We start from the raw sequence: 19,157 nt of genomic DNA, 5'->3' as shown, positions 1-19,157 counted from the left end.
ATCATGACAAAAATAAGTAAATGACAGAATATAAATTTACACAATATTTTGAAAATGATGTTTTATTAAAACGTCCTTATCTCAAAAAAAGAATGGTGTATTCATGTTATTAAAAATCCGTTAAAATGTGAACCACAAGAAAATAATCGATTTCGTTTTTGGGGGATAATTCCAGAATTTGATAATAAAATTTTGCGAGTAATAACGTTAGAAGATAAAAGAACTATTCATAATGCTTTTCCAGATAGGAGATTTAAACTGTGAAAATTAACTATTATTCTGATACCGATTCTTTATATATTCATTTATTGGATAAACCAAGTATTGACAGTCAGGAAATTTCGGAAGGAGTTGTACTTGACTATGATGAAAATGGTAATTTAGTAGGTATTGACATTGATAATGCTAGTAAAAAAGTTCAACTGAATGAATTAATTTTAAATCAATTACCTTCTAATATTATGAAAGTTGCTGCTTAAATAAAAAATAGAATTTATGAAGTGTGATTTTTGTATTTCAGGAAAAGCTAAAATTCGCTATATTTCTCGAAGTTATGGAAATGATGAAGAACTTTTTATCATTGAAAATATACCTTTAATAAGTTGTCCAGATTGTGGTGAAAGTTATTTTACTGCTGAAACTATGAGAAAAATTGAGACTATTAAACAACAGAAAAAATCGATCGCAATTACTAGAAATATACCAGTAGCTAAATTTGCATCTTAGAACGAATATTTATCATGTTATCTCAAGAACAAAACCCCGTAATATTAAATAATAATTGGCAATTTGTGGAATTATGGATTGATACAATTATTTTCCCACCTAGAATTTTAATGTTGATAGGAGATAATGAGGGAAAATATGAAGTTTATAATCCTGCACAACAGTATAAATTAATATTTTCTAGTAATAATTATGATGATGTTAATTCGTGGTTATTAGAAGATGAATATGAAAGAGTTGATGGTAAAAATGTAGCTAATAAGTTTATATAATTAAAAATGTCAAACTTAGAAAAAGGCTTACTTGCTTTTGAAGAGAAAAATATCAATATTAAAGCCATTAGCAGAAGAAGGAAATCAAGAATTACAATGTATTTTAAGTAATATTTATCATTTAGGTTTAGGAGTAAATCATAATATTCAACAAGCAATTAAATGGTGTCAAAAATCTCCAAAACAAGGTTATTTGATAGCTGAAAATAATTTGAAAACAATTTACTTAATAGAGAAAATAGACAAAGAAGTCTTAGCTGGTAATTTCTAAATCAATGGTGAGGATTTCTCACACTAACAAAAACTATCAATCCCTTTAATTATATAATTTGTAAACACAAAGTTTAAAATGTTTGACAAACTTTATTAAAAATGTTAATATTTTAAATGAAAGAAAAAGGAGAATATACATTGTGAGTAAAAACTTCAAGGTTGTCCCTATATCTGAATTAAGAATAAAATTAACGAAAATCAAAAGACAGGTACAGTTAGGACATCAACGTATCGTTATTACTTCCTATGGTGAAGTAGTGGGCTTTCTATTACCACTCAAAGATTTAGAGCCTGAAAATGGTATTCCCATTGAGAATTATATAGAAATGCCTTTAACCAAATTTAGAGAACAATTAACTGAAGCCGGAGAGTTAGTAGGGCAAAATATTGATTGTATCTATTTAACCTTTCATACAAGAAAAATTATTGCATTTCTTAGCAGTCGTTTAACTAGCTATTTGACAATTCCTTTAATGGAATTTGATTACCTAAAATCTGATGAACAGTTTTTTGTATTAGCTAAATCTAAATAGTATTATCGAGGTTTTTTTATGTTTGAAATAGAACTGGCAAATCAATTTTTTGATAATATTTCGACTGATAAACTAGAAGTAATTAAAACAATATTTGAGCATTTGAAAAAGCATGGAGATATTGAAGGTTCTGATGCGTGGAGACTTCCTGAAATTCCCCGAATTTGCTATGTTTTTACTTGCGGAGAAATAAATTTACTTTATGACGTATTGAAGGAACACAACACAATTCGTGTTTATGGCTTTGATTTAGATCCCCGAAAAAATATTATGAGAATGATGAATAGTCTGAAACATGAATGGAATGAAGATGAAGAACATTATCCTTATATTCCTCAAACAGATAGACCTGAAAAAATTATTAGAACAGTTGAAATTGTACATCAAGGTTTTGTTAATTCATTTGATATTGGAAGGGAATTAGGGCATAAGGGTAAACAGGAAACATTAAAACGACACGGTTCTTATTTTACTCGTACTTGTACCGAGCTTAATTTACTAAAATATAATCTGCGAGGAAAAACTCGCATTTATTATTTAACAGATTTTGGAGAACAATTAATAAAATTTAATGATCATTGGGATAGATATTCTTTTCTTTCAAAACTGATGCTCGATTTTAAACCTGTAACAATAATTTTCGATGAAATTTACTATGGAAAAAATGCTTTAACTCTTGAATTAATTCAAGAAAAGATTGAAATGATTTAACCAGGTAATCATAGTCTGAAAACAATAGAACGAAGAGCAAAATGTTTAATGAAATGGGTTTTGTGGGTGGCTAATATAGAAAAAATACCTGTTAGATGTTCTGAAGAGTCGGGGATGCAATTATTTTTATCTTTATCTTAACTTTATCTATTTTTGTATTTATCATGTCAGGAAGTAGAGCTAATAAATCAGGGAGAACTGCTGAAAGTATTTTACAGCATACATTAAAATTGCAGGGTTTTAGTGTTCAATCTCAATATAAAATAGGTCACAATATCTATGGCGGTATGTTAAAAATAGATCTTTTTGTTAAAGATACTCTTAATTTTCCCGATGGATTAGCCATTGAATCAAAATGGCAAGACGTAAATGGTAGTGCAGATGAAAAACTACCTTACTTGGTTCAAAATATTCGTGAATGTTATCCTTGCCCGACAATTGTTGTTTTACAAGGTGGTGGGATTCGTCAAGGTGCAATTCAATGGATTAAATCTCAAATTGATGACAAATTAATAGGTGTATATTCTCTTGAAGAGTTCATCTCTTGGGCAATGCGTCATCTCAAATAATTTAATTAGATTCTTCTTGAATATCAAAATGATTAAACTATGACTATCACAGAAATCAAAAAACAAGTCAAAAATTTATCTGTCACCGAACAAAAAGAGTTATTTAATTGGATAGATGAATATACAGAGAATTAATGGGATAAACAAATAGAGGAAGATTTAGAAAAGGGAAGATTAAATAAGTTGATTGCACAAGTTAAACAGGAATTTAGATAAGGAAAATGCCAGAAAATATAAGTTATTACACCAGTTATAGCTTTTGTCAATTTTATTATAAATTACCACTTAAAACTCAAAAAATAGCAGATCAAAAATATCAATTATTGAAAGAAAATTCTCGTCATCCCTCATTAAAGTTGAAAAAAATTAGAACTTTATGGTCTATTAGAGTTTAGGGCATTAGGTGTTGATGAATCCGATAGTATTTTATGGTTTTGGATTAGAGATCATGGTCAGTATAAACAGATTTTATCAGATTTATAAGTAGAGAAGAACACACCATGCTACACATCGTTGCATTTAATTGCTTTAAGAAATCAAAAGAGATTTTTCTATAGCATTAACTAAAACATCTGTTAAAATCTTAATGCGATAACGACAGGCTTGAGTTTCCATGGAAGCAAAATTACCATTTTCCCAATACTTATTACTACCTGCACCACCACCACAAATACCGAAATAACTACAGTTGTTTGAACATAATTTTACTCCTTCATTAATATCATTATAAATAGCTTTAAATTTATTGGTTTCACAAATATATTCAAGAGTATCTGTTAAAACATTGCCGAAAATAAAGTCTCCATATTTTTCTGTTTTTACTGATAATAATTCAGGATCAAATGTAGAGAAATTTCCTAAATAATCATAATTAACAATAACAAAAGGTTTATTCATGTCGGTATTTTTTAGTCTATTGCCGCTATAAATTAAGCTAATTAATACCTCAAATTCTCTGACTATAAAAGGTAATTTACTTTCTGTTACTAATTGCCAAAAACGCTCAATAAATTTGATATAACGAGACTCAATTTCTTTGCCATGAAGAGAAGTTAATTCATTGACTCCCTCAGTTTCTTCCATATTGAAAGCGATGTCATAAATCTCATTTTCAAGGAAAAAATTAAACATTTCATCAGGATAATTTAATGATTCTTCGGTGATCACAGAAATAGTATTATAAGGGATATTATTTTTTTGTAAATAACGAATTCCTCGCATGGTTAAATCATGGGAATTACCACCTTTGCGATTTTTTCTATGGGCATCATGTAAAAATGCTGGACCATCAATACTTACGCCAATATGCACAGGATTTTCTTGCCAAAAATCACACCATCCTTGATTTATTAATGTACCATTAGTTTGGTAAGAATGATTAAAACCAAAGTCAGTTTTATTATATTTTTGTTCCGCTTCATTGATTAGTTGAAACGCAGATTTATAAAAAGAAATAGGCATGGTTAAAGGTTCACCTGCGTGCCAACAAACTGTAAAATTATCTTTAAAAAAAGGACTGGTAAAAATACTTTTAAAAATAGGATCAATTAAGTCTAAAGATAAACGATTTTGTAAATGGCGATCAGGTAAATAACAATAATCACAGTTTAAATTACAGAATGAATTTGGTTGAATAACCACTAAAGAAATAGGTCCAAATTGAGAGGATTCTTGTAAGTTAATTGAAAGTTTGTTTTTTGTGATCGCCATTATTTAAAAGTAATGATAAATGAGTAATAGGTAATGAGTAATAAATTTTAGCGTCGATTCCAAAAACCGCCACCATCTCCCCAACCACGATTATTGAGGAAATTTCTGGGTTGATTAATGAAACCACCACCTCTGTTGTTATTCAAGAAGCTACCGCCATTTCGCCAATTTCTGCCACCATTAGCCCAACCTGCTCTATTACCATTTAAAAATGCTTGTCCTAATAATATATCCTCCTCAGAATAATTTTCTATTTGAGTATCTTGAGGTAAGTCTTTTTCTCTAGCTTTTAGGGCTTCAGAAATACGGTTTAAACGGGTTTCTATATTTTCGGTAATATTATCAAAATTATTAAGGTTATCGGTATTTAAAGCCTGAGTTTTAGGTACAATGGCAAGACTAGATAAAGTCATTAAAAAGCCTAGCCATGTTAAATTTGTGATTTTCATAAATAAATTAATCAAACAATAAAGGGATAAATATTTTTTCTGATTTTTTGAACATAATTATTAGTAACGGCGATTTATAAAGCCACCGCCTCCATCTCCCCAGCCGCCTCGCCCATTGACGAAACCACCGCCGCCTCGATTATTAATAAAACCGCCACCACCAGCTATATTACGAAAACCACCACCACCATTGATAAATCCACCTACTAAAATTTCTTCATCAGGATAATCTAAAGGATTTTCTGGTAAGTTGTTTTCTCTGGTTTTTAGGGCTTCAGAAATGCGATTTAAACGAGCTTCAATATTGTTGGCACTACTGATATTATTACTTTCAACGGCAAGAGTTTTAGGGGAAATACTCAAACTCGATAGGGTTAAGAAAAAACCCAACCACGTCAGATTTGAAATCTTCATGATATTTCATCAATTATAAATTTGATTTTATTTTTTAGGAAAAGGAATTTGTTCGTGATTGATGATCGTAGTTTTAAAGAATAATTCAACTGCTTCATCACTAACTATATTAACAACACCATTTTCTCCCATCCATTTTTGAAATAATTGAGTCATTTCTGGATCTTTAACAATATAACCTTCCATCATTCTGGCAATACTATAATTGGCAATATTTAAGAAAGCAGAATTGTTTTCAGGAACAATACAACCAACTCCATATTGAGCTAAAGAAGGTTCGGCAAAGGGAGGAAACTGCTCAAATCCATCAGGATTAACTTGTTGACGAAAACCATCTAAAAGAATGCTATCTCCTGCCAAAGCGTCTATTTTACCTTCATTTAAACTATTAGTTCCTTCTTCTAAACTTTTGACATCCACTAATATCGCACTGGGATAATTTAATTTAATGGCATCTCTCACAAAGGTTTGGGGAGGAATACCAATTTTTTTGTTAGTAAAAGAAGTATCAGTAGGTGCTTTACCTTTAGGAATTAATAATCGAATGCCAGAAATGGTATATCTGAGAGTATAGTCCACATATTTATCTCTTTCCCATGTAAAAGCTGTATTACAAGTAATATCTACCTGTCCGCTTATCATCTTCGGAATAGCTTCTTGAATAGAATTAACTTCGACAAAATTTAGCTCTATTTTACGCCCTAATTCTTTTTCTAATTGTTGATGAATTAATTTGACGACATCGATGGAAAAACCAGTCAATTCGTTTTCAGGATTGTAATAAGAATAAGGCACTGTGTTAAAAGGAGTTGCAACGGTAAAAGTTCCTGTTTTAGCAATATTTTCTAATACCGTACCAGCCATAGTCGGTTTTACGCCCGTGGATAGCAATAAACCCATTAGAGATAGAGATGTGATAACAAGTTTTTTCAACATAATTTTACTAAAATGGTTTCGCTATATTATTACATCTTTTAAACTTTTAGGATCATATTCATGTATTAAGCTCAGAGGGATCTAAGTTGAGTGGTAAAAATAGTCAATGAGCTGAGGGTTTCTTTGATTTTTTACTAATTTTAAAAAATACAAGTTAAATGTGTTTTAGGTTATTAGAAATAACTTCGTCTTTGATTGTGGAAATAGGTATTTGATAAAAATAATTTTTTTGTAAATTTTCTTGCTTAATGATGTCTTCAAAATTTTGTTTAACTTGTTGATAAACTTCAGAGGAAAAAGTGGTAAAAATTTGTTGAAATTGGAGCTTATTTTCTTGATTTTCATAAACTATGCCAATTTTTTCTAAAGAATCTAAAATATTTTTTAGTGATAACTCACTAATATCAAGTATCTCTAATAATATATTAATATTTTTTGCTTCATTTTCTTTAATTAAAGCCTTGATAATATTAATAAATATATACCATAATTCTTGACTATTTTTTTGATTGTTATAGTGATAACCTAAGACCAAATTTTTCTGATTCGTGACAGCATTTTGATAATGAGAGGTTATTTCTTGCCATTCAACAGGACATTTATCTAATATAATTTTAGAATTATCATTAATATCTAATTTTGATATTTCTTGTCTATTATCAATAATTAAAGGAGCAGATTTTATAGTAGTGAGATAATTAATATTTTTTTGACTAAGTTTAAGATCAATTATCCTAATATAGTATTGTTTATTCAAAAAATTATAATCTAATTCCACCACTATATCATATATAGAATTAGGATTAATTTCGTTGCTATAATGTCCTAACCAAATACCATTAAAACCCTTATCTGGAGAACTTTGATCGTAAATAGTAAAAGATGTTTGAATATATTCTCCTTCTTTTCTTTCATTTTTATAGCTTTGATTTTTATTGGTAAGATTTTTAAAACAACAATTTTGTATTAATAATTTAGGATTAGGATTATCAACACTACAAGGCTCAATTAATCTTAATTCATGACGTAAATTTTTACCTAATTCAGAAACAGTGACAACTAAATCAATATTAATTAATGGTTTGAAAAAATCAAGATTAATTTTACTTCTTAATTGTTGATTAATACTATCTCTAACTAAAGAGATATTTTCTATAGGTAGAGATAATTCTATAGTATCATGGTATTCAATAATACTATAGAATAATTCTTGTTTATTACTTAATAATTCAACCAAGTTTATCTCATTAATAGAACAACCATAACCTTTAGCTATATTTTGATTTTCATCACTAAATAATAAAATAGTTGGGCGATTATATTCTTTACTAATGAGATGAGTTATTAAAGGCAAAAAATTTACTTCCCATTGATTATTATCAAGAATAATAAGACCACCATTAGATATATCTAAATTATTAATTTTTTTACGTATTTCAAAAAGAATTTTTGTTTGTAAATTTTTCACATTAAAATAAGCTTTCTCAACTAAATTTGCTAACTTTCGTCCTAATTCTTGATCCGTAGTTGTTAATAATTGAAAAGCCAAATTATGATCATAATGAATATAATTAATAGCATTAATTCTTTGGGCAATACCTTGAGAAATATTCATAGGGCGATCGCCATTATCTTGACACAATTGAACGAGAAAATCAAGACCTGATCGTTGAGTTTGTTGTAGAATCTTAATACCTTCTCGTGCTAAATAACGACAATCACCTTTTAAAGGAGTGGTATCAGCTAATAAACCAATGGCAACTAAATCAAGTAAACAGGTAAGGGATAATGAAGAAATAGAAGGAAATTGTTGATATAAAGCTTCTAATAATTTATAAGCGATACCAACTCCTGAAAGAGCAAAGAAAGGATGATTTTCAGCAAAATTTAAGGGATTAAGAAAAGAAATTACCTCTGGGCGATGATTTGGTAACGTATGATGATCAATAACAATTATATCAATTCCTAAATTTTGAGCATATTTAATTTCTTTGATATTATCACTACCCATATCGGCAGTAATAATGAGATTAATCCCCTGTTTTTGTAGAAAATCAATATATTGATAAGTTAAGCCCTGAGAGTTATGAAAACCAGGAGGAATATAGTAAATTAGGTGATTTTCTGAGGGGAAAAAGGGTTTTAAACCTTCCCATAAAACACAAGTGGCAGTTATACCATCAATATTATAATTTCCCCAAATAGCAACTTTTTCTCCTCGATTCCATGCGTTTTCTAAACGTTTTAAAGCCTGTTTTATTTCTCTACCAAATTCAAAAGGGGAAGAAGAGGAATAATTATTCGTACTTAAAAACCATTGCAATTTTTGAGAATCACGAATTCCTCTACCCCATAATAACTTAGTTAAATAATTAGATTTATTTCTGCTTGTAAGATGATTTACTTCTTTATGAAACCATTCTGGAATATCATCAGAAGGATAAATTTTCCAATCAATTTTAGTCATAATTTCACCTTCAAAAACTTAGTCTTTTATATTTTTGATGGTAGTAAATGCAATGGATAATAAAAAATTAATATTGTCTATGTAGGTTATTTTAATTATTAATTATTAATTATTTAACGCTTGTCGTAAATTTCCATTATTTTCTGCCAACAACAATTCTGCTTCAGATAAAGTTTTATTACTCCAGTGCATTAATAAAGCTAATTTTACTTTATTACCACTAGCTATTAACAGTTTAGTCGCACTTTCTCGATCTAAATTAGTTAAATCACTGATAATACGCAATGCTCGATCTTCTAATTTACTATTCGTTACAGAGACATCAATCATACGATTACCGTAAACTTTTCCTAATTTTACCATTATTCCTGTGGAAATGATATTAAGAGCCATTTTTGTAACTGTTCCTGCTTTCAAGCGAGTTGAACCTGCCAAAATTTCTGCACCTGTCAATAAGCGAATATCAATATCTGCATCAATTGGTACTTGATTTTTTGGTACACAACTCATGGCGATCGCCACAGCACCTAATTTTTTAGCTTCTTTTAATGCACCATGAACATAGGGAGTTGTACCACCTGCAGTAATACCAATAACTATATCTAGGGAGTTGACACCATGATCAATCATCGCCTTAGCACCATCTTCAGGGCGATCTTCTAAGGCTTCTGAACTTTTTAATAACGCAGACACTCCTCCAGCTAAAATGCCCTGTACCATGTCTGGATCTGTGCAGAAGGTGGGGGGACATTCGGCAGCGTCTAATACCCCTAAACGTCCGCTAGTACCAGCTCCAATGTAAAATAAACGACCACCTTTATTCAAAGCTTTTGCTGTTATTTCGATGGTTTGTGCTAATTCTTCTTTAGCATTGGCGATCGCCTCAATAGTTTTTTGATCTTCTTGATTAAATAAATCGACAATTTCCGATGCTGAAAGTTGATCTAAATTCGTACTAGCAATGTTAATTTGTTCAGTTAATAAATGACCACGATTCATAAATAATGAGTAATAAATAATGAGTAATAATAAAATTCCTAATTCCCAATTGGTAATTATTAAAGTAAACCTTCAAGTTGACGACGAATGCGTTCTAACTCAAAAGCCGACATTTCAGCTTCAGAATATTGAGCAGAAGAAGGTGGAGAATAAACCCCGTCTTCATTCCAATCTGTTTGATTAACATTATTTTCGGGGGGGATTTCTAACATCCCATCACTAATAAATTTCCATTCATAACCAGCCGAAAGACAAAAATCTTCAACTTCCTCTTTATCAATAGCTTCTACCGAAGGAGTCGGAAAATCTTGAGCTTCTAATAACAAAGCATAACGAATGGCATCATCTTCTGATTCAAAGATTAAGACAAAATCTTGATCTCCTATTTGAATAGTGTGAATTCCTTCATTAGCTGTACCTGCATTATATAAAAGAACGTATGTTCGCATTTTAAATAGTTAATAATTAATAATTTGACTGACAAGTATAATTAGTATTTATAGTAATTACTATTTCATCGATCGCCCGTACTAAAGCAGCACCAGATTGATTAGGACTATTAGCTAAAATACTAAAAACTAAAGTACCATATTGATGATGATCTAAGTAACCAGATAATGCTCTAACCCCTGTTAAAGTACCTGTTTTAGCGTGAACAATACCTTGTACGGGAGTTTGTTTCATTCTATTTCGTAAAGTACCACTAATTCCTGCGGTAGGTAAAGAAGCAAAAAAGATGTCTTTTTGAGGTGTAGAATACATAGCCCTAAGAGTATCAACTAAAACTCTAGGAGTTGCTAAATTTTTTCGAGATAAACCTGAGCCATCAGCGAAATGAAAGCCTTGAGGATTGATGCCCAATTGACTTAAAGTTTGTTTTGCCACTGCACCCCCCCCTAGTTTTTTAAGTAAAGTATCAGCATAATAATTATCACTTCTTAAATTTGTTACTGTTACCCATTCTTTCAAAGATTTATTAGCACTGATAGTTGTTTGGGGAGATAATCGTTGTAAAGCGGCGGCGGTAGTTAAAATTTTCATGTTAGAAGCTGGGATAAAACCACGATCAGCGTTATACTGATAAATAGCTTCACCATCAGATAATCGTTCAACTAAAATTCCCCAACCCCCTCCATAACGTTTAACGATAGTTTCAATACTAGGGGCAAGGAAAGAGTTATTACAGGCTGGGGTAGAAGTGTTATTTTCTGGAGGGATAACTTCAATGGGAATAGAAAAATTATCTTGATTATAAGTATTAACGGTCGGTATAATAGTCTGTGCAGAAACTGAACTGGCAGAAGTAATGGCAAGAATTGAGATCCAATGAATAAATTGCTGTTTTTTGGACATAAGATTAATTTGTGAGTTAACTATAATAATTTTTCAGATTTTAACAATTTATTTATATTTATTAAAAACGGATGAATCAAAATCAATCATCGCTAAAAGTAAAAAAAACTAAAACAACAGTTTATCACCTTGTTAGATCTTTTGTCGTTAATCCTGTATTTCATCTTTATTTCCGAGGTACTGTTGCAGGGAGAGAAAAGATACCCTCTAAAGGTAAATTAATTATTGTTAGTAATCATGCTAGTGTTTTTGATCCTCCTTTACTTTCTGCTGCCATTACACGCCCTGTTTCTTATATGGCAAAAGAAGAATTATTTCAAATTAACGGTTTAACACAAATAATTACAGCTTTGGGTGCTTATCCAGTAAATCGTGAAGGTGTTGATCGTAAGGCAATCCGTCAAGCCATTTCTAGAATTGAAGAAGGATGGGCAACAGGTATATTTATTGAAGGAACTCGTACTGCTGATGGGAAAATTTATGATCCCAAATTGGGGGCGGCTTTAATTGCGGCAAAAGCTCAAGCCCCTTTATTACCAGTGTGTTTATGTGGCACAGAAAAAATTAGCATACCAGGCAAAAAAATGCCCCAATTTGTCAAAATTCATGTGAAAATTGGTGATTTAATTGAGCCGCCTATTTCTGGTAAAAAAGAACAATTAGAATTAGTTACCAATCAATGTGCCCAAAGTATTAATAACCTGTATGAAACTTCTAGTTAGATTTTACCAAAAGAATGCTTTCTTAAAAGCAATTATTCTTGTAATAACTAAAAGTAAAGGTTTTTAAACAAAAAACATGATTACTGATGGAAAACTCTATTTTTACTCATGGGCAGAGCGAGACTCGAACTCGCATGACCGAAGCCGCCACATTTTGAGTGTGGTGCGTCTACCAATTTCGCCATCCGCCCGTACTTTTGTCATTATAACCTATTTTTTCTTTCTGGGTCAACTGATAATAATCGGAAGATGTTGACCAATTTTCAATTTCTTTAGCTCGAATAATCGGCACGGGATGAGTCAATTGAGATGTTTGCATTTCTTGTAACATTTTACCGATGTCAGTCTGACTCATCGCTTGATATTTTTTAACTTGTGCCATAAAAGCCTCTAAACTCAATTTACTGGCAATGCTAGGAGAACCTCCTGTTAATTTCATGAGTAACGACATCACTACATTGGGATCTTGTACTACTAATAATGCTGAACGATCACAACTAAATTCTGCACAACGCACCCATTGTAATAATTGACTTTGTAAAGATTGAGCCACAAAAGTTCCCCAAGAAGGTATTAAACCTGCGGCTAACACCATGATATTGGCTAAAGTTAGGTAAACTCCGTGTTCGCATTTTAGATGTCCTAATTCGTGAGCTATGACGGCTTTAATTTCATCAGGGTTAAGAATTTCTAGTAATGATGTATGAATTACAATAAAAGGTTTTTTTCCCCTAATTGCCAAGGTATAAGCGTTGGGAATAGGGTTTTGTTGGATATAAAGTTGTGGTACGTCTAAGTCTAAGACTTCACAGGCAGACAACAACAATTCATATAAATCTGGTAATTGTTTTTCACTAATTAGAATGCTAGAAGCGATATTATTTAGATAAAAAAAATCTTCAGCCACACTACCTAAAACCCCTCTCATAGCTAAATCTAAGCCTGGAATTTGCTTTAATTGAGTCGTTGCTTTTAAATCAAGGGGATGACGAAAATGGTCTGCTTTTAATCCAATCAATTTAATAGTCATAGTTATAGCTGATAAATTTTCTTTTCCACATTTTAACAACAACTATCTTAAATAGAAGAAAAAGCCCGAAAAACTAAATTTATAATTCAATTTTTAGAATTGATATTTCATTTTAATCACTTTTATGTAATAATAGATAGTAAATATTTGTAAAGTTTTTGCCTAATTTTTGGCAAAGTAGAGAAGTTTTATACTACTCTAGTATCACCTAATGTCTAAATAATTTAAAGGAATAAAAATTATGCGCGGAGTACACAGAACATCGACAACTCAAATGGAAGTAACCAGTATCCGTTTGGAAAAAACCCTCAAAGATAGCTTAAAAGCATTATCTGGTAGTCAAGGTTATCAAACTTTAATCAGAGATATTCTCTGGAATTATGTTCAACAAAAATCTGGTGAATATCGTCCTAATTTTTCCAAAACTGATATTCGCGCCACTATTCCCGCTACTGCAAGAAAGGATGAAAGTTGCGTACTTAGTGGTAAATTAATCCCTGAAGATGACGAAATGCTATTAGCTTTAACCATTCATGGCGACTTTGTACCTGTTTCTCAAGAAGCTATTAATGCGAAATAAAATATAAAATATTTGTTATTTTGATGCAAGGTTTAGAGTGTAAAATCTAAGGTGTTAAACTTATTCTTTATATGTTATTTCCTTATTAAATTATTATCACTAAACCTTGTATTATTTTTAGTTTTTTCTATCAACTTGCTATTTTTAAGAATAGTAATTTTAGTAGTTGTAAAATTTTAGAAACAATAATCAATAATTTTGATGGTATCGTGAATCAAGATTTTCCGAAAATTTCGTTTTAAAGAAGAAATAAAAATCAAGAAAAAAATCTAAAATTTCTAATTATTTTGTCGCTACCCAATATTTACTAAAGCCATAGGTTTTCACTTCAATATATTTAAACCCAGCTTTATCTAAGCGTAATTCTATATCATCTTGAATATAATCATGATAAAATGGCTCATGAAATGCAATGGAAAAGTTAGTCATCATGGCTTCTAACTCAGGAGAATCTGATAATTGTATGGAATCGCAAATCACGAAAACTCCTCCCGATTGTAAAACTCGGAAAGATTCATCAATAACTTTTTGTCTGATAGGATTAGGCAATTCATGAAAAACAAAAACGTTACTAATTCCTTGAAAATAATTATCTTGATAAGGTAAATTTTCGATGTTGCTTTCGATTAACTGCGGTAATTCTTGGGGAAGTTGAGATAATAATTGATTGGCTTTGCGTAAATAAGCAGAAGATAAATCAACGCCATATAAAGATACATCAGGAAAAGTTGCCCTTAAAAATTTCAAAGTTCTACCAGTACCACAAGCACAATCCAATATTTTCAAGTCAGAATTTTTATCAAAGTTTTTTAACCTTTCCAAAAGTGGTTTTAAAATTCGGCGACGCATGGCATCAGCAATACCATTGAAAAGAATATCTACTTGCAAATCATAAATATTAGCAGAATAATCGCTTAAATAACCATCAGTTTGATAGTGAAAGTTACGGCGATAATATTGAGGATAAGATTCGAGGTTAACATCTTCAGCGAAATCTTGAGATTTTTGTTGTTGCATCCTTGTCCAAGTTTGGGGATAATCTAACCAAATTTTGAGATAGCTTTGTAAAAATTCCTGCCAGTCAGCATCGAATAATAAATTAACAGGATAAATTCCTCTTTGTGCATCTCGCCAATCTTCTTCAATAATTATCTGAAATCTAGCTTGTAAAGTTTGGAAAGTTTCAGGAGTTATTTCTTTATATTCAATGGCATTATTCGGAAAAAAGACTTTTTTGATTTCAGTACTAAAGTTTTTATGCGCTAAACTAAAACCTGCTTTGGTTTGTTGCCATGTTTCATAAGCGTTTTTTAACAATTCTTCGGGTATAAATTGGGTTAAGTCAAAGATTGATTCCATGGTTATGATATACAGTTATGATTTTATGATGAAGTTATATTAACTATTGTAAAGAAAAATTGCGATCGATAACTGTTTAACTTAGATATTGCACTAATTATAAAATATACTGATGTTGATGAAGGATGATCGATAACTGTTTAACTTATTCTCATTGTAGCTTCCAAATTTTAATAGTATTATCCCAACTACCACTAGCTAAATATTGACCATCACAGCTAAATGCTACACTATTTACATTATTAGAATGACCAGTTAATGTCTGTTTTAATTTTCCATTATTTACATTCCAAATTTTAATGTTTTTATCACCACTACCACTAGCTAAATATTGACCATCACAGCTAAATGCTACACTATTTACACTCTTAAAATGACCAGTTAATGTCTGTTTTAATTGTCCATTATTCACATTCCAAATTTTAATAGTTTTATCCTGACTACCACTAGCTAAATATTGACCGTCAGGACTAAATTCCACATTATATACATCATCAGAATGACCAGTTAAAGTTTGTTTTAATTTTCCATTATTCACATTCCAAATTTTAATGGCTTTATCCCAACTACCACTAGCTAAATATGAACCATCAGGACTAAATGCTACACTATATACAATGTTAGAATAACCGGTTAAAGTCTGTTTTAATTGTCCATTATTTACATTCCAAATTTTAACAGTTTTATCCCAACTACCACTAGCTAAATATTGACCATCACAGCTAAATGCTACACTATATACAATATTAGAATGACCAGTTAAAGTCTGTTTTAATTTTCCATTATTAACATTCCAAATTTTAATAGTATTATCCCAACTACCACTAGCTAAATATTGACTATCAGGACTAAATGCTACACTATATACAATATTAGAATAACCACTTAAAGTTTTTTCAATTACAAACTTTTTTTCGGCAACAAACTTTTCAGGAAAATTTTGCTTAGTAAACTTTTTGGGAAATATATATTCAGATATAATTTTGTTAAATATAGATGGTTTTTTTGTCGATAAATAACCTTTAAAAGAATCTTTCCATAAATTACTATTATCTGAGATAAATTGCTCTAGTGATTGTATAATTTTATTTTGCTTTTCTAACTCTTTTATAATGGTATCAATACCTTTTTTTAGGTGACAATTAATAACCAATAATGAATTATTATTTTTGAAAATATTATTAACTTGTTGCTGAAAATTAAGACTATAATTCAGAGGATTATTATTACTTTTTTTACCCAAATTTAACCAGAGTAAATATTCAATAATAGTATGAGGATTAACGATCGCTCTTAAAGTTAAAAGTCTTACCATTTCCATCGTATAAATCTTATCTTTTAGGGCAAAATTAATATTATTTCGGTTAAGAATATTATCCCATTGTTCATTATTAAAGTTATTGTATTTCAGAGCCTGATCAATGATTTGTAAATGTTCTACTTTAATATTTACCCGTCTAGTTAAACCTTTAACTGCTGTAATTAACGTTTCTTCTTCTATTAGCATAGCTTTACAGTAAGTTTCATTATTATTTTACTATAACTGTACTATATTGAGAATTTTTCTTCCTGTCCACTTGTAGACTCTTTCACCTGTCTTGTCTTCACCATTTTTCTTGTGTAGAACTGAGGTATATTTGGATGCTGTGTGGCAATTGTCAGCAATTAGGCTTTCAATATATAACTCAATCACTTCTGTGATATTTGCAATAGCCTCTTCAAAAGTATCTCCTTGAGAGTGGCAACCTTTAAGAAGAGGACAAAAAGCATGATAACTGCCTTCTTCTTTTTCAACAATAACTGTATAATCATAAACTTTTTTACCGTTATTATTCATATTTAATTATTGTAATTTTTTATTAAACTAAAGGTGAAGTCATTAACCAAATTATTAGGGGCAAAGTTGCAAAACTCATCAATGTAGATATGATAATTGTTCTTGCTACCATTGTCGTATTTCCGCCGAATTCTTTAATCATAATCACTGCATTTACTGCCGTTGGCATCGCTGTTTGTAAAGTCAATACTTGTAAATCTAATCCGTCTAAACCAACTAACCTTCCTACACTATAAGCTATTATCGGGGCGATCGCCAATCTTCCAATGGTAGCGGTAAATTCGCCGACACCAAACTCAAATTTAGTTTTACTTAACTGCATTCCTAAAATAATTAAAGCAATGGGAATAGCAGAAATGCCTAACCATTCCAAACTTTTGCCGAGATTGAAAGGTAAAGTTATTTTCGTAAAATGTAAAATAATTCCGATGACCATTGACCAAATTAATGGTAACTTAAAGGTAACTTTTAAACTTGTCATTAAACTATCACCCTTTAGCATCGCTGGTAACATTCCAAATAACACGACACTAGAAAAAATCATATAAATTACCGCTCTTTCTAACCCTTCATTTCCTAAAGAAAAAGCAATAATTGATAAACCCATATTACCGTTATTTGGGCAAAGACTAATGGCTAATAATCCCTTATCATCATCGGCGGATAATTTGAGAAGTTTGCTAATTATTACCACGCCACCATAAATAATTCCTGTGGTTAAAACATAAGCTAAAAGTAACCTTAAAGCTGCATCATTAGAAATAGTTGTACGATAAAAACTATCTGCAACTAATGCAGGTGCTAAAATATAAACACTAATTTGAGATAAAGTTGATTGATCTAATTTTAGAGTTTTATTGCCAACATAACCCATCGCAATAATTAAAGCTACTGGCAACACCGAAGATAAGATTATATTCACAACAAATAATTAGGAATTAGATTGAAAAGGAAATCGAGAATGAGGAATTAATTGATAATTAGGAATTAAAAGTTAATTAGATATTTTGGATTTTCTAATATTATTAATTATTAATTCTTTGATACATCATGCCGGGTAATTGAGTGATTAAACCCTCTAACTCTAGTTGTAATAAAATTCCTGAAACTTCTCCACTATTGAGAAAACTTTTTTCCACAATCACATCAAAAGAAGTGGGGTTGACATCGATCTGGTCATAAATTATTCTAAAAGTAGAGGATAAGATGGGTTCTTCTTTTGTTTTTTGCGGTATTGAAGGAGAAGACGCTGAAAATAATGATAATTGTTGCCCTTCAACTAAACTAGGAATCACTCCTAAACTAGCTAATAACTCTTCTGGGGTAATAATCACCTCCGCCCCATTATGAATTAACCGTAAACATCCCCTCGCTTGAACATTATCAGGAGTATTCGGTAAAGTATAAACATCTCGATTAAACTCATTGGCATAACGGGCAGTTATTAACGCCCCTGATTTTTCTGGTGCTTCCATCACTAAAACTGCTCGACATAAACCAGCAACAATGCGATTACGGGCTGGGAAATTACTCCTTTCTGGTGTGCTTCCATACTCATATTCTGTCATAATTAGCCCTTTTTCGGCAATTTCTGCCATTAACTGACGATTGCTTGAAGGATAAGCCCTATCAAGTCCATTACCTAGTATAGCAATAGTTCTTCCACCACCATCTAAACAACCACGATGCGCTTGAGTGTCAATACCTTCAGCTAAACCTGATACCACCGTAAAACCATTTTCAGCTAAAGCCTTCGCTATATTATACGTCCATTTTTTTCCATGTTCTGTGGGTTTTCGTGTGCCAACAATACCGATTAATGGATTTATACCTTGATTTTCAGCTAAATTTACTTTTCCTTGATAATATAATATGGCTGGAGGGCTAGGAATTTCTAATAATAATTGAGGGTATTCTTTTTCGTTAGGAGTCCAAAAGTTAGGATTTTTTTCGAGATGTTTTAAGTATAAATTTTCAGGCTCAATTTTTATTTTTTCTTCTTGAATTGAGTTACATAATTTTTTACCTATTCCTTCTATTTTTATCAATTCTTGGGGTGAAACTTTCCAAGCTAGTTCCAAGCTACCAAAATAATCATATATTTTTTTTAGAGATACTGCACCTAGTCCTTTTATTTTTGACCATGCTAACCAGTAAATTTTTTCTTGATCTTCTATCATAAAATTAGGCAATATCTATTATCTACTTTAATACTAA

The 19,157-nt window shown here is 30.7% G+C and carries 24 protein-coding genes and 1 tRNA gene; 10 read left to right on the top strand and 15 right to left on the bottom strand.

Annotated elements, in window-relative coordinates; all coding sequences use genetic code 11:
• Positions 1–260: 260 nt before the first annotated feature.
• From GM3708_RS01085 to GM3708_RS17695, 8 genes are all read left to right on the top strand, one after another.
• On the top strand, positions 261–479 hold the full coding sequence (locus GM3708_RS01085) for a DUF2283 domain-containing protein (protein WP_066343280.1): 219 nt from the start codon (positions 261–263) through the stop codon (positions 477–479).
• A 16-nt stretch (positions 480–495) separates the two neighbouring features.
• Positions 496–726 carry a type II toxin-antitoxin system MqsA family antitoxin gene (locus tag GM3708_RS01080; RefSeq protein ID WP_066343279.1) on the top strand — a complete coding sequence of 77 codons (231 nt, stop codon included), beginning with the start codon at positions 496–498 and terminating at the stop codon, positions 724–726.
• 14 nt (positions 727–740) lie between these two features.
• On the top strand, positions 741–998 hold the full coding sequence (locus GM3708_RS01075) for a hypothetical protein (RefSeq protein WP_066343277.1): 258 nt from the start codon (positions 741–743) through the stop codon (positions 996–998).
• A gap of 37 nt (positions 999–1,035) precedes the next feature.
• Positions 1,036–1,269 (top strand): sel1 repeat family protein, encoded by a 234-nt coding sequence (locus tag GM3708_RS01070; RefSeq protein WP_066343276.1) that lies wholly within the window; start codon positions 1,036–1,038, stop codon positions 1,267–1,269.
• A gap of 142 nt (positions 1,270–1,411) precedes the next feature.
• Positions 1,412–1,804 carry a type II toxin-antitoxin system Phd/YefM family antitoxin gene (locus tag GM3708_RS01065; protein WP_066343274.1) on the top strand — a complete coding sequence of 131 codons (393 nt, stop codon included), beginning with the start codon at positions 1,412–1,414 and terminating at the stop codon, positions 1,802–1,804.
• Positions 1,805–1,822: 18 nt separating this feature from the next.
• Complete coding sequence (locus GM3708_RS01060; RefSeq protein WP_066343271.1) at positions 1,823–2,515, top strand: hypothetical protein; 693 nt, start codon at positions 1,823–1,825, stop codon at positions 2,513–2,515.
• Between the two features lie 164 nt (positions 2,516–2,679).
• Positions 2,680–3,084, top strand: a complete 405-nt coding sequence (locus GM3708_RS01055; protein ID WP_066343269.1) for a PD-(D/E)XK nuclease superfamily protein — start codon at positions 2,680–2,682, stop codon at positions 3,082–3,084.
• A 221-nt stretch (positions 3,085–3,305) separates the two neighbouring features.
• Positions 3,306–3,479: a hypothetical protein gene (locus tag GM3708_RS17695; RefSeq protein WP_231933017.1), complete on the top strand. Its 174-nt coding sequence runs from the start codon at positions 3,306–3,308 to the stop codon at positions 3,477–3,479.
• Positions 3,480–3,612: 133 nt separating this feature from the next.
• Here the strand turns inward: GM3708_RS17695 and grrM are convergent, their stop codons facing one another.
• The 8 genes from grrM to dacB form a co-directional block, all read right to left on the bottom strand.
• A complete protein-coding gene (grrM, locus tag GM3708_RS01050; protein ID WP_066343268.1) occupies positions 3,613–4,794 on the bottom strand; it encodes a cyclophane-forming radical SAM/SPASM peptide maturase GrrM/OscB in 1,182 nt (393 codons plus the stop codon).
• A 47-nt stretch (positions 4,795–4,841) separates the two neighbouring features.
• Positions 4,842–5,243 carry a GrrA/OscA1 family cyclophane-containing rSAM-modified RiPP gene (gene grrA / locus GM3708_RS01045; RefSeq protein WP_066343265.1) on the bottom strand — a complete coding sequence of 134 codons (402 nt, stop codon included), beginning with the start codon at positions 5,241–5,243 and terminating at the stop codon, positions 4,842–4,844.
• Positions 5,244–5,303: 60 nt separating this feature from the next.
• The gene (gene grrA, locus GM3708_RS01040; RefSeq protein WP_066343263.1) at positions 5,304–5,657 is read right to left on the bottom strand and encodes a GrrA/OscA1 family cyclophane-containing rSAM-modified RiPP; all 354 of its coding nucleotides are present in this window, start codon (positions 5,655–5,657) and stop codon (positions 5,304–5,306) included.
• Between the two features lie 27 nt (positions 5,658–5,684).
• A complete protein-coding gene (gene grrP, locus GM3708_RS01035; RefSeq protein ID WP_066343261.1) occupies positions 5,685–6,593 on the bottom strand; it encodes an extracellular substrate binding-like orphan protein GrrP in 909 nt (302 codons plus the stop codon).
• A gap of 154 nt (positions 6,594–6,747) precedes the next feature.
• Positions 6,748–9,060 carry a DHH family phosphoesterase gene (locus GM3708_RS01030; RefSeq protein WP_066343260.1) on the bottom strand — a complete coding sequence of 771 codons (2,313 nt, stop codon included), beginning with the start codon at positions 9,058–9,060 and terminating at the stop codon, positions 6,748–6,750.
• A 105-nt stretch (positions 9,061–9,165) separates the two neighbouring features.
• Positions 9,166–10,059, bottom strand: coding sequence for an N-acetylmuramic acid 6-phosphate etherase (murQ, locus tag GM3708_RS01025; RefSeq protein WP_066343258.1), 894 nt, complete (start codon positions 10,057–10,059; stop codon positions 9,166–9,168).
• Between the two features lie 59 nt (positions 10,060–10,118).
• Positions 10,119–10,508, bottom strand: coding sequence for a DUF3110 domain-containing protein (locus GM3708_RS01020; protein ID WP_066343249.1), 390 nt, complete (start codon positions 10,506–10,508; stop codon positions 10,119–10,121).
• 16 nt (positions 10,509–10,524) lie between these two features.
• Positions 10,525–11,412: a D-alanyl-D-alanine carboxypeptidase/D-alanyl-D-alanine-endopeptidase gene (gene dacB / locus GM3708_RS01015; RefSeq protein WP_066343247.1), complete on the bottom strand. Its 888-nt coding sequence runs from the start codon at positions 11,410–11,412 to the stop codon at positions 10,525–10,527.
• A 71-nt stretch (positions 11,413–11,483) separates the two neighbouring features.
• Between dacB and GM3708_RS01010 the strand changes: the two genes are divergently transcribed.
• Positions 11,484–12,134 carry a 1-acyl-sn-glycerol-3-phosphate acyltransferase gene (locus GM3708_RS01010; RefSeq protein WP_066343244.1) on the top strand — a complete coding sequence of 217 codons (651 nt, stop codon included), beginning with the start codon at positions 11,484–11,486 and terminating at the stop codon, positions 12,132–12,134.
• 109 nt (positions 12,135–12,243) lie between these two features.
• Here GM3708_RS01010 and GM3708_RS01005 read toward each other — a convergent pair.
• Positions 12,244–12,325: transfer RNA gene (locus GM3708_RS01005), tRNA-Leu, on the bottom strand.
• Positions 12,304–13,164, bottom strand: coding sequence for a M48 family metallopeptidase (locus GM3708_RS17690; RefSeq protein ID WP_071827553.1), 861 nt, complete (start codon positions 13,162–13,164; stop codon positions 12,304–12,306). The genes GM3708_RS01005 and GM3708_RS17690 overlap by 22 nt, the downstream gene beginning before the upstream one ends.
• A 241-nt stretch (positions 13,165–13,405) precedes the next feature.
• On the opposite strand from GM3708_RS17690, the gene GM3708_RS01000 reads away from it, so the two are divergent.
• A complete protein-coding gene (locus tag GM3708_RS01000) occupies positions 13,406–13,744 on the top strand; it encodes a hypothetical protein (RefSeq protein WP_066343242.1) in 339 nt (112 codons plus the stop codon).
• 282 nt (positions 13,745–14,026) lie between these two features.
• Here the strand turns inward: GM3708_RS01000 and GM3708_RS00995 are convergent, their stop codons facing one another.
• The 5 genes from GM3708_RS00995 to dprA all read right to left on the bottom strand — a co-directional run bounded on the left by GM3708_RS00995 (position 14,027) and on the right by dprA (position 19,120).
• Positions 14,027–15,103, bottom strand: a complete 1,077-nt coding sequence (locus GM3708_RS00995; RefSeq protein ID WP_066343241.1) for a class I SAM-dependent methyltransferase — start codon at positions 15,101–15,103, stop codon at positions 14,027–14,029.
• Positions 15,104–15,254: 151 nt separating this feature from the next.
• Positions 15,255–16,610, bottom strand: a complete 1,356-nt coding sequence (locus GM3708_RS19715) for a WD40 repeat domain-containing protein (protein ID WP_066343239.1) — start codon at positions 16,608–16,610, stop codon at positions 15,255–15,257.
• Between the two features lie 30 nt (positions 16,611–16,640).
• A complete protein-coding gene (locus GM3708_RS19745; protein WP_082713958.1) occupies positions 16,641–16,940 on the bottom strand; it encodes a type II toxin-antitoxin system HicB family antitoxin in 300 nt (99 codons plus the stop codon).
• A 22-nt stretch (positions 16,941–16,962) separates the two neighbouring features.
• Positions 16,963–17,862, bottom strand: a complete 900-nt coding sequence (locus tag GM3708_RS00980; protein ID WP_066343236.1) for an AEC family transporter — start codon at positions 17,860–17,862, stop codon at positions 16,963–16,965.
• 103 nt (positions 17,863–17,965) lie between these two features.
• A complete protein-coding gene (gene dprA / locus GM3708_RS00975; RefSeq protein WP_066343234.1) occupies positions 17,966–19,120 on the bottom strand; it encodes a DNA-processing protein DprA in 1,155 nt (384 codons plus the stop codon).
• Between the last annotated feature and the right edge of the window lie 37 nt (positions 19,121–19,157).

This window comes from Geminocystis sp. NIES-3708 (assembly GCF_001548095.1).
Taxonomy (GTDB): Bacteria; Cyanobacteriota; Cyanobacteriia; order Cyanobacteriales; family Cyanobacteriaceae; genus Geminocystis.
Note: the sequence above shows the minus strand (reverse complement) of the source record. Positions and strands in the feature narration are given on the sequence as shown.

What these genes read in the sequence shown, in the direction of transcription:
- GM3708_RS01080 (WP_066343279.1), top strand. Translation starts at nt 496, where the DNA reads ATGAAGTGTGATTTTTGTATTTCAGGAAAAGCTAAAATTCGCTATATT.
- GM3708_RS01075 (WP_066343277.1), top strand. Translation starts at nt 741, where the DNA reads ATGTTATCTCAAGAACAAAACCCCGTAATATTAAATAATAATTGGCAA.
- GM3708_RS01060 (WP_066343271.1), top strand. Translation starts at nt 1,823, where the DNA reads ATGTTTGAAATAGAACTGGCAAATCAATTTTTTGATAATATTTCGACT.
- GM3708_RS01055 (WP_066343269.1), top strand. Translation starts at nt 2,680, where the DNA reads ATGTCAGGAAGTAGAGCTAATAAATCAGGGAGAACTGCTGAAAGTATT.
- GM3708_RS17695 (WP_231933017.1), top strand. Translation starts at nt 3,306, where the DNA reads ATGCCAGAAAATATAAGTTATTACACCAGTTATAGCTTTTGTCAATTT.
- grrM (WP_066343268.1), bottom strand. Translation starts at nt 4,794, where the DNA reads ATGGCGATCACAAAAAACAAACTTTCAATTAACTTACAAGAATCCTCT.
- grrA (WP_066343265.1), bottom strand. Translation starts at nt 5,243, where the DNA reads ATGAAAATCACAAATTTAACATGGCTAGGCTTTTTAATGACTTTATCT.
- grrA (WP_066343263.1), bottom strand. Translation starts at nt 5,657, where the DNA reads ATGAAGATTTCAAATCTGACGTGGTTGGGTTTTTTCTTAACCCTATCG.
- grrP (WP_066343261.1), bottom strand. Translation starts at nt 6,593, where the DNA reads ATGTTGAAAAAACTTGTTATCACATCTCTATCTCTAATGGGTTTATTG.
- GM3708_RS01030 (WP_066343260.1), bottom strand. Translation starts at nt 9,060, where the DNA reads ATGACTAAAATTGATTGGAAAATTTATCCTTCTGATGATATTCCAGAA.
- murQ (WP_066343258.1), bottom strand. Translation starts at nt 10,059, where the DNA reads ATGAATCGTGGTCATTTATTAACTGAACAAATTAACATTGCTAGTACG.
- GM3708_RS01020 (WP_066343249.1), bottom strand. Translation starts at nt 10,508, where the DNA reads ATGCGAACATACGTTCTTTTATATAATGCAGGTACAGCTAATGAAGGA.
- dacB (WP_066343247.1), bottom strand. Translation starts at nt 11,412, where the DNA reads ATGTCCAAAAAACAGCAATTTATTCATTGGATCTCAATTCTTGCCATT.
- GM3708_RS01010 (WP_066343244.1), top strand. Translation starts at nt 11,484, where the DNA reads ATGAATCAAAATCAATCATCGCTAAAAGTAAAAAAAACTAAAACAACA.
- GM3708_RS17690 (WP_071827553.1), bottom strand. Translation starts at nt 13,164, where the DNA reads ATGACTATTAAATTGATTGGATTAAAAGCAGACCATTTTCGTCATCCC.
- GM3708_RS01000 (WP_066343242.1), top strand. Translation starts at nt 13,406, where the DNA reads ATGCGCGGAGTACACAGAACATCGACAACTCAAATGGAAGTAACCAGT.
- GM3708_RS00995 (WP_066343241.1), bottom strand. Translation starts at nt 15,103, where the DNA reads ATGGAATCAATCTTTGACTTAACCCAATTTATACCCGAAGAATTGTTA.
- GM3708_RS19715 (WP_066343239.1), bottom strand. Translation starts at nt 16,610, where the DNA reads ATGCTAATAGAAGAAGAAACGTTAATTACAGCAGTTAAAGGTTTAACT.
- GM3708_RS19745 (WP_082713958.1), bottom strand. Translation starts at nt 16,940, where the DNA reads ATGAATAATAACGGTAAAAAAGTTTATGATTATACAGTTATTGTTGAA.
- dprA (WP_066343234.1), bottom strand. Translation starts at nt 19,120, where the DNA reads ATGATAGAAGATCAAGAAAAAATTTACTGGTTAGCATGGTCAAAAATA.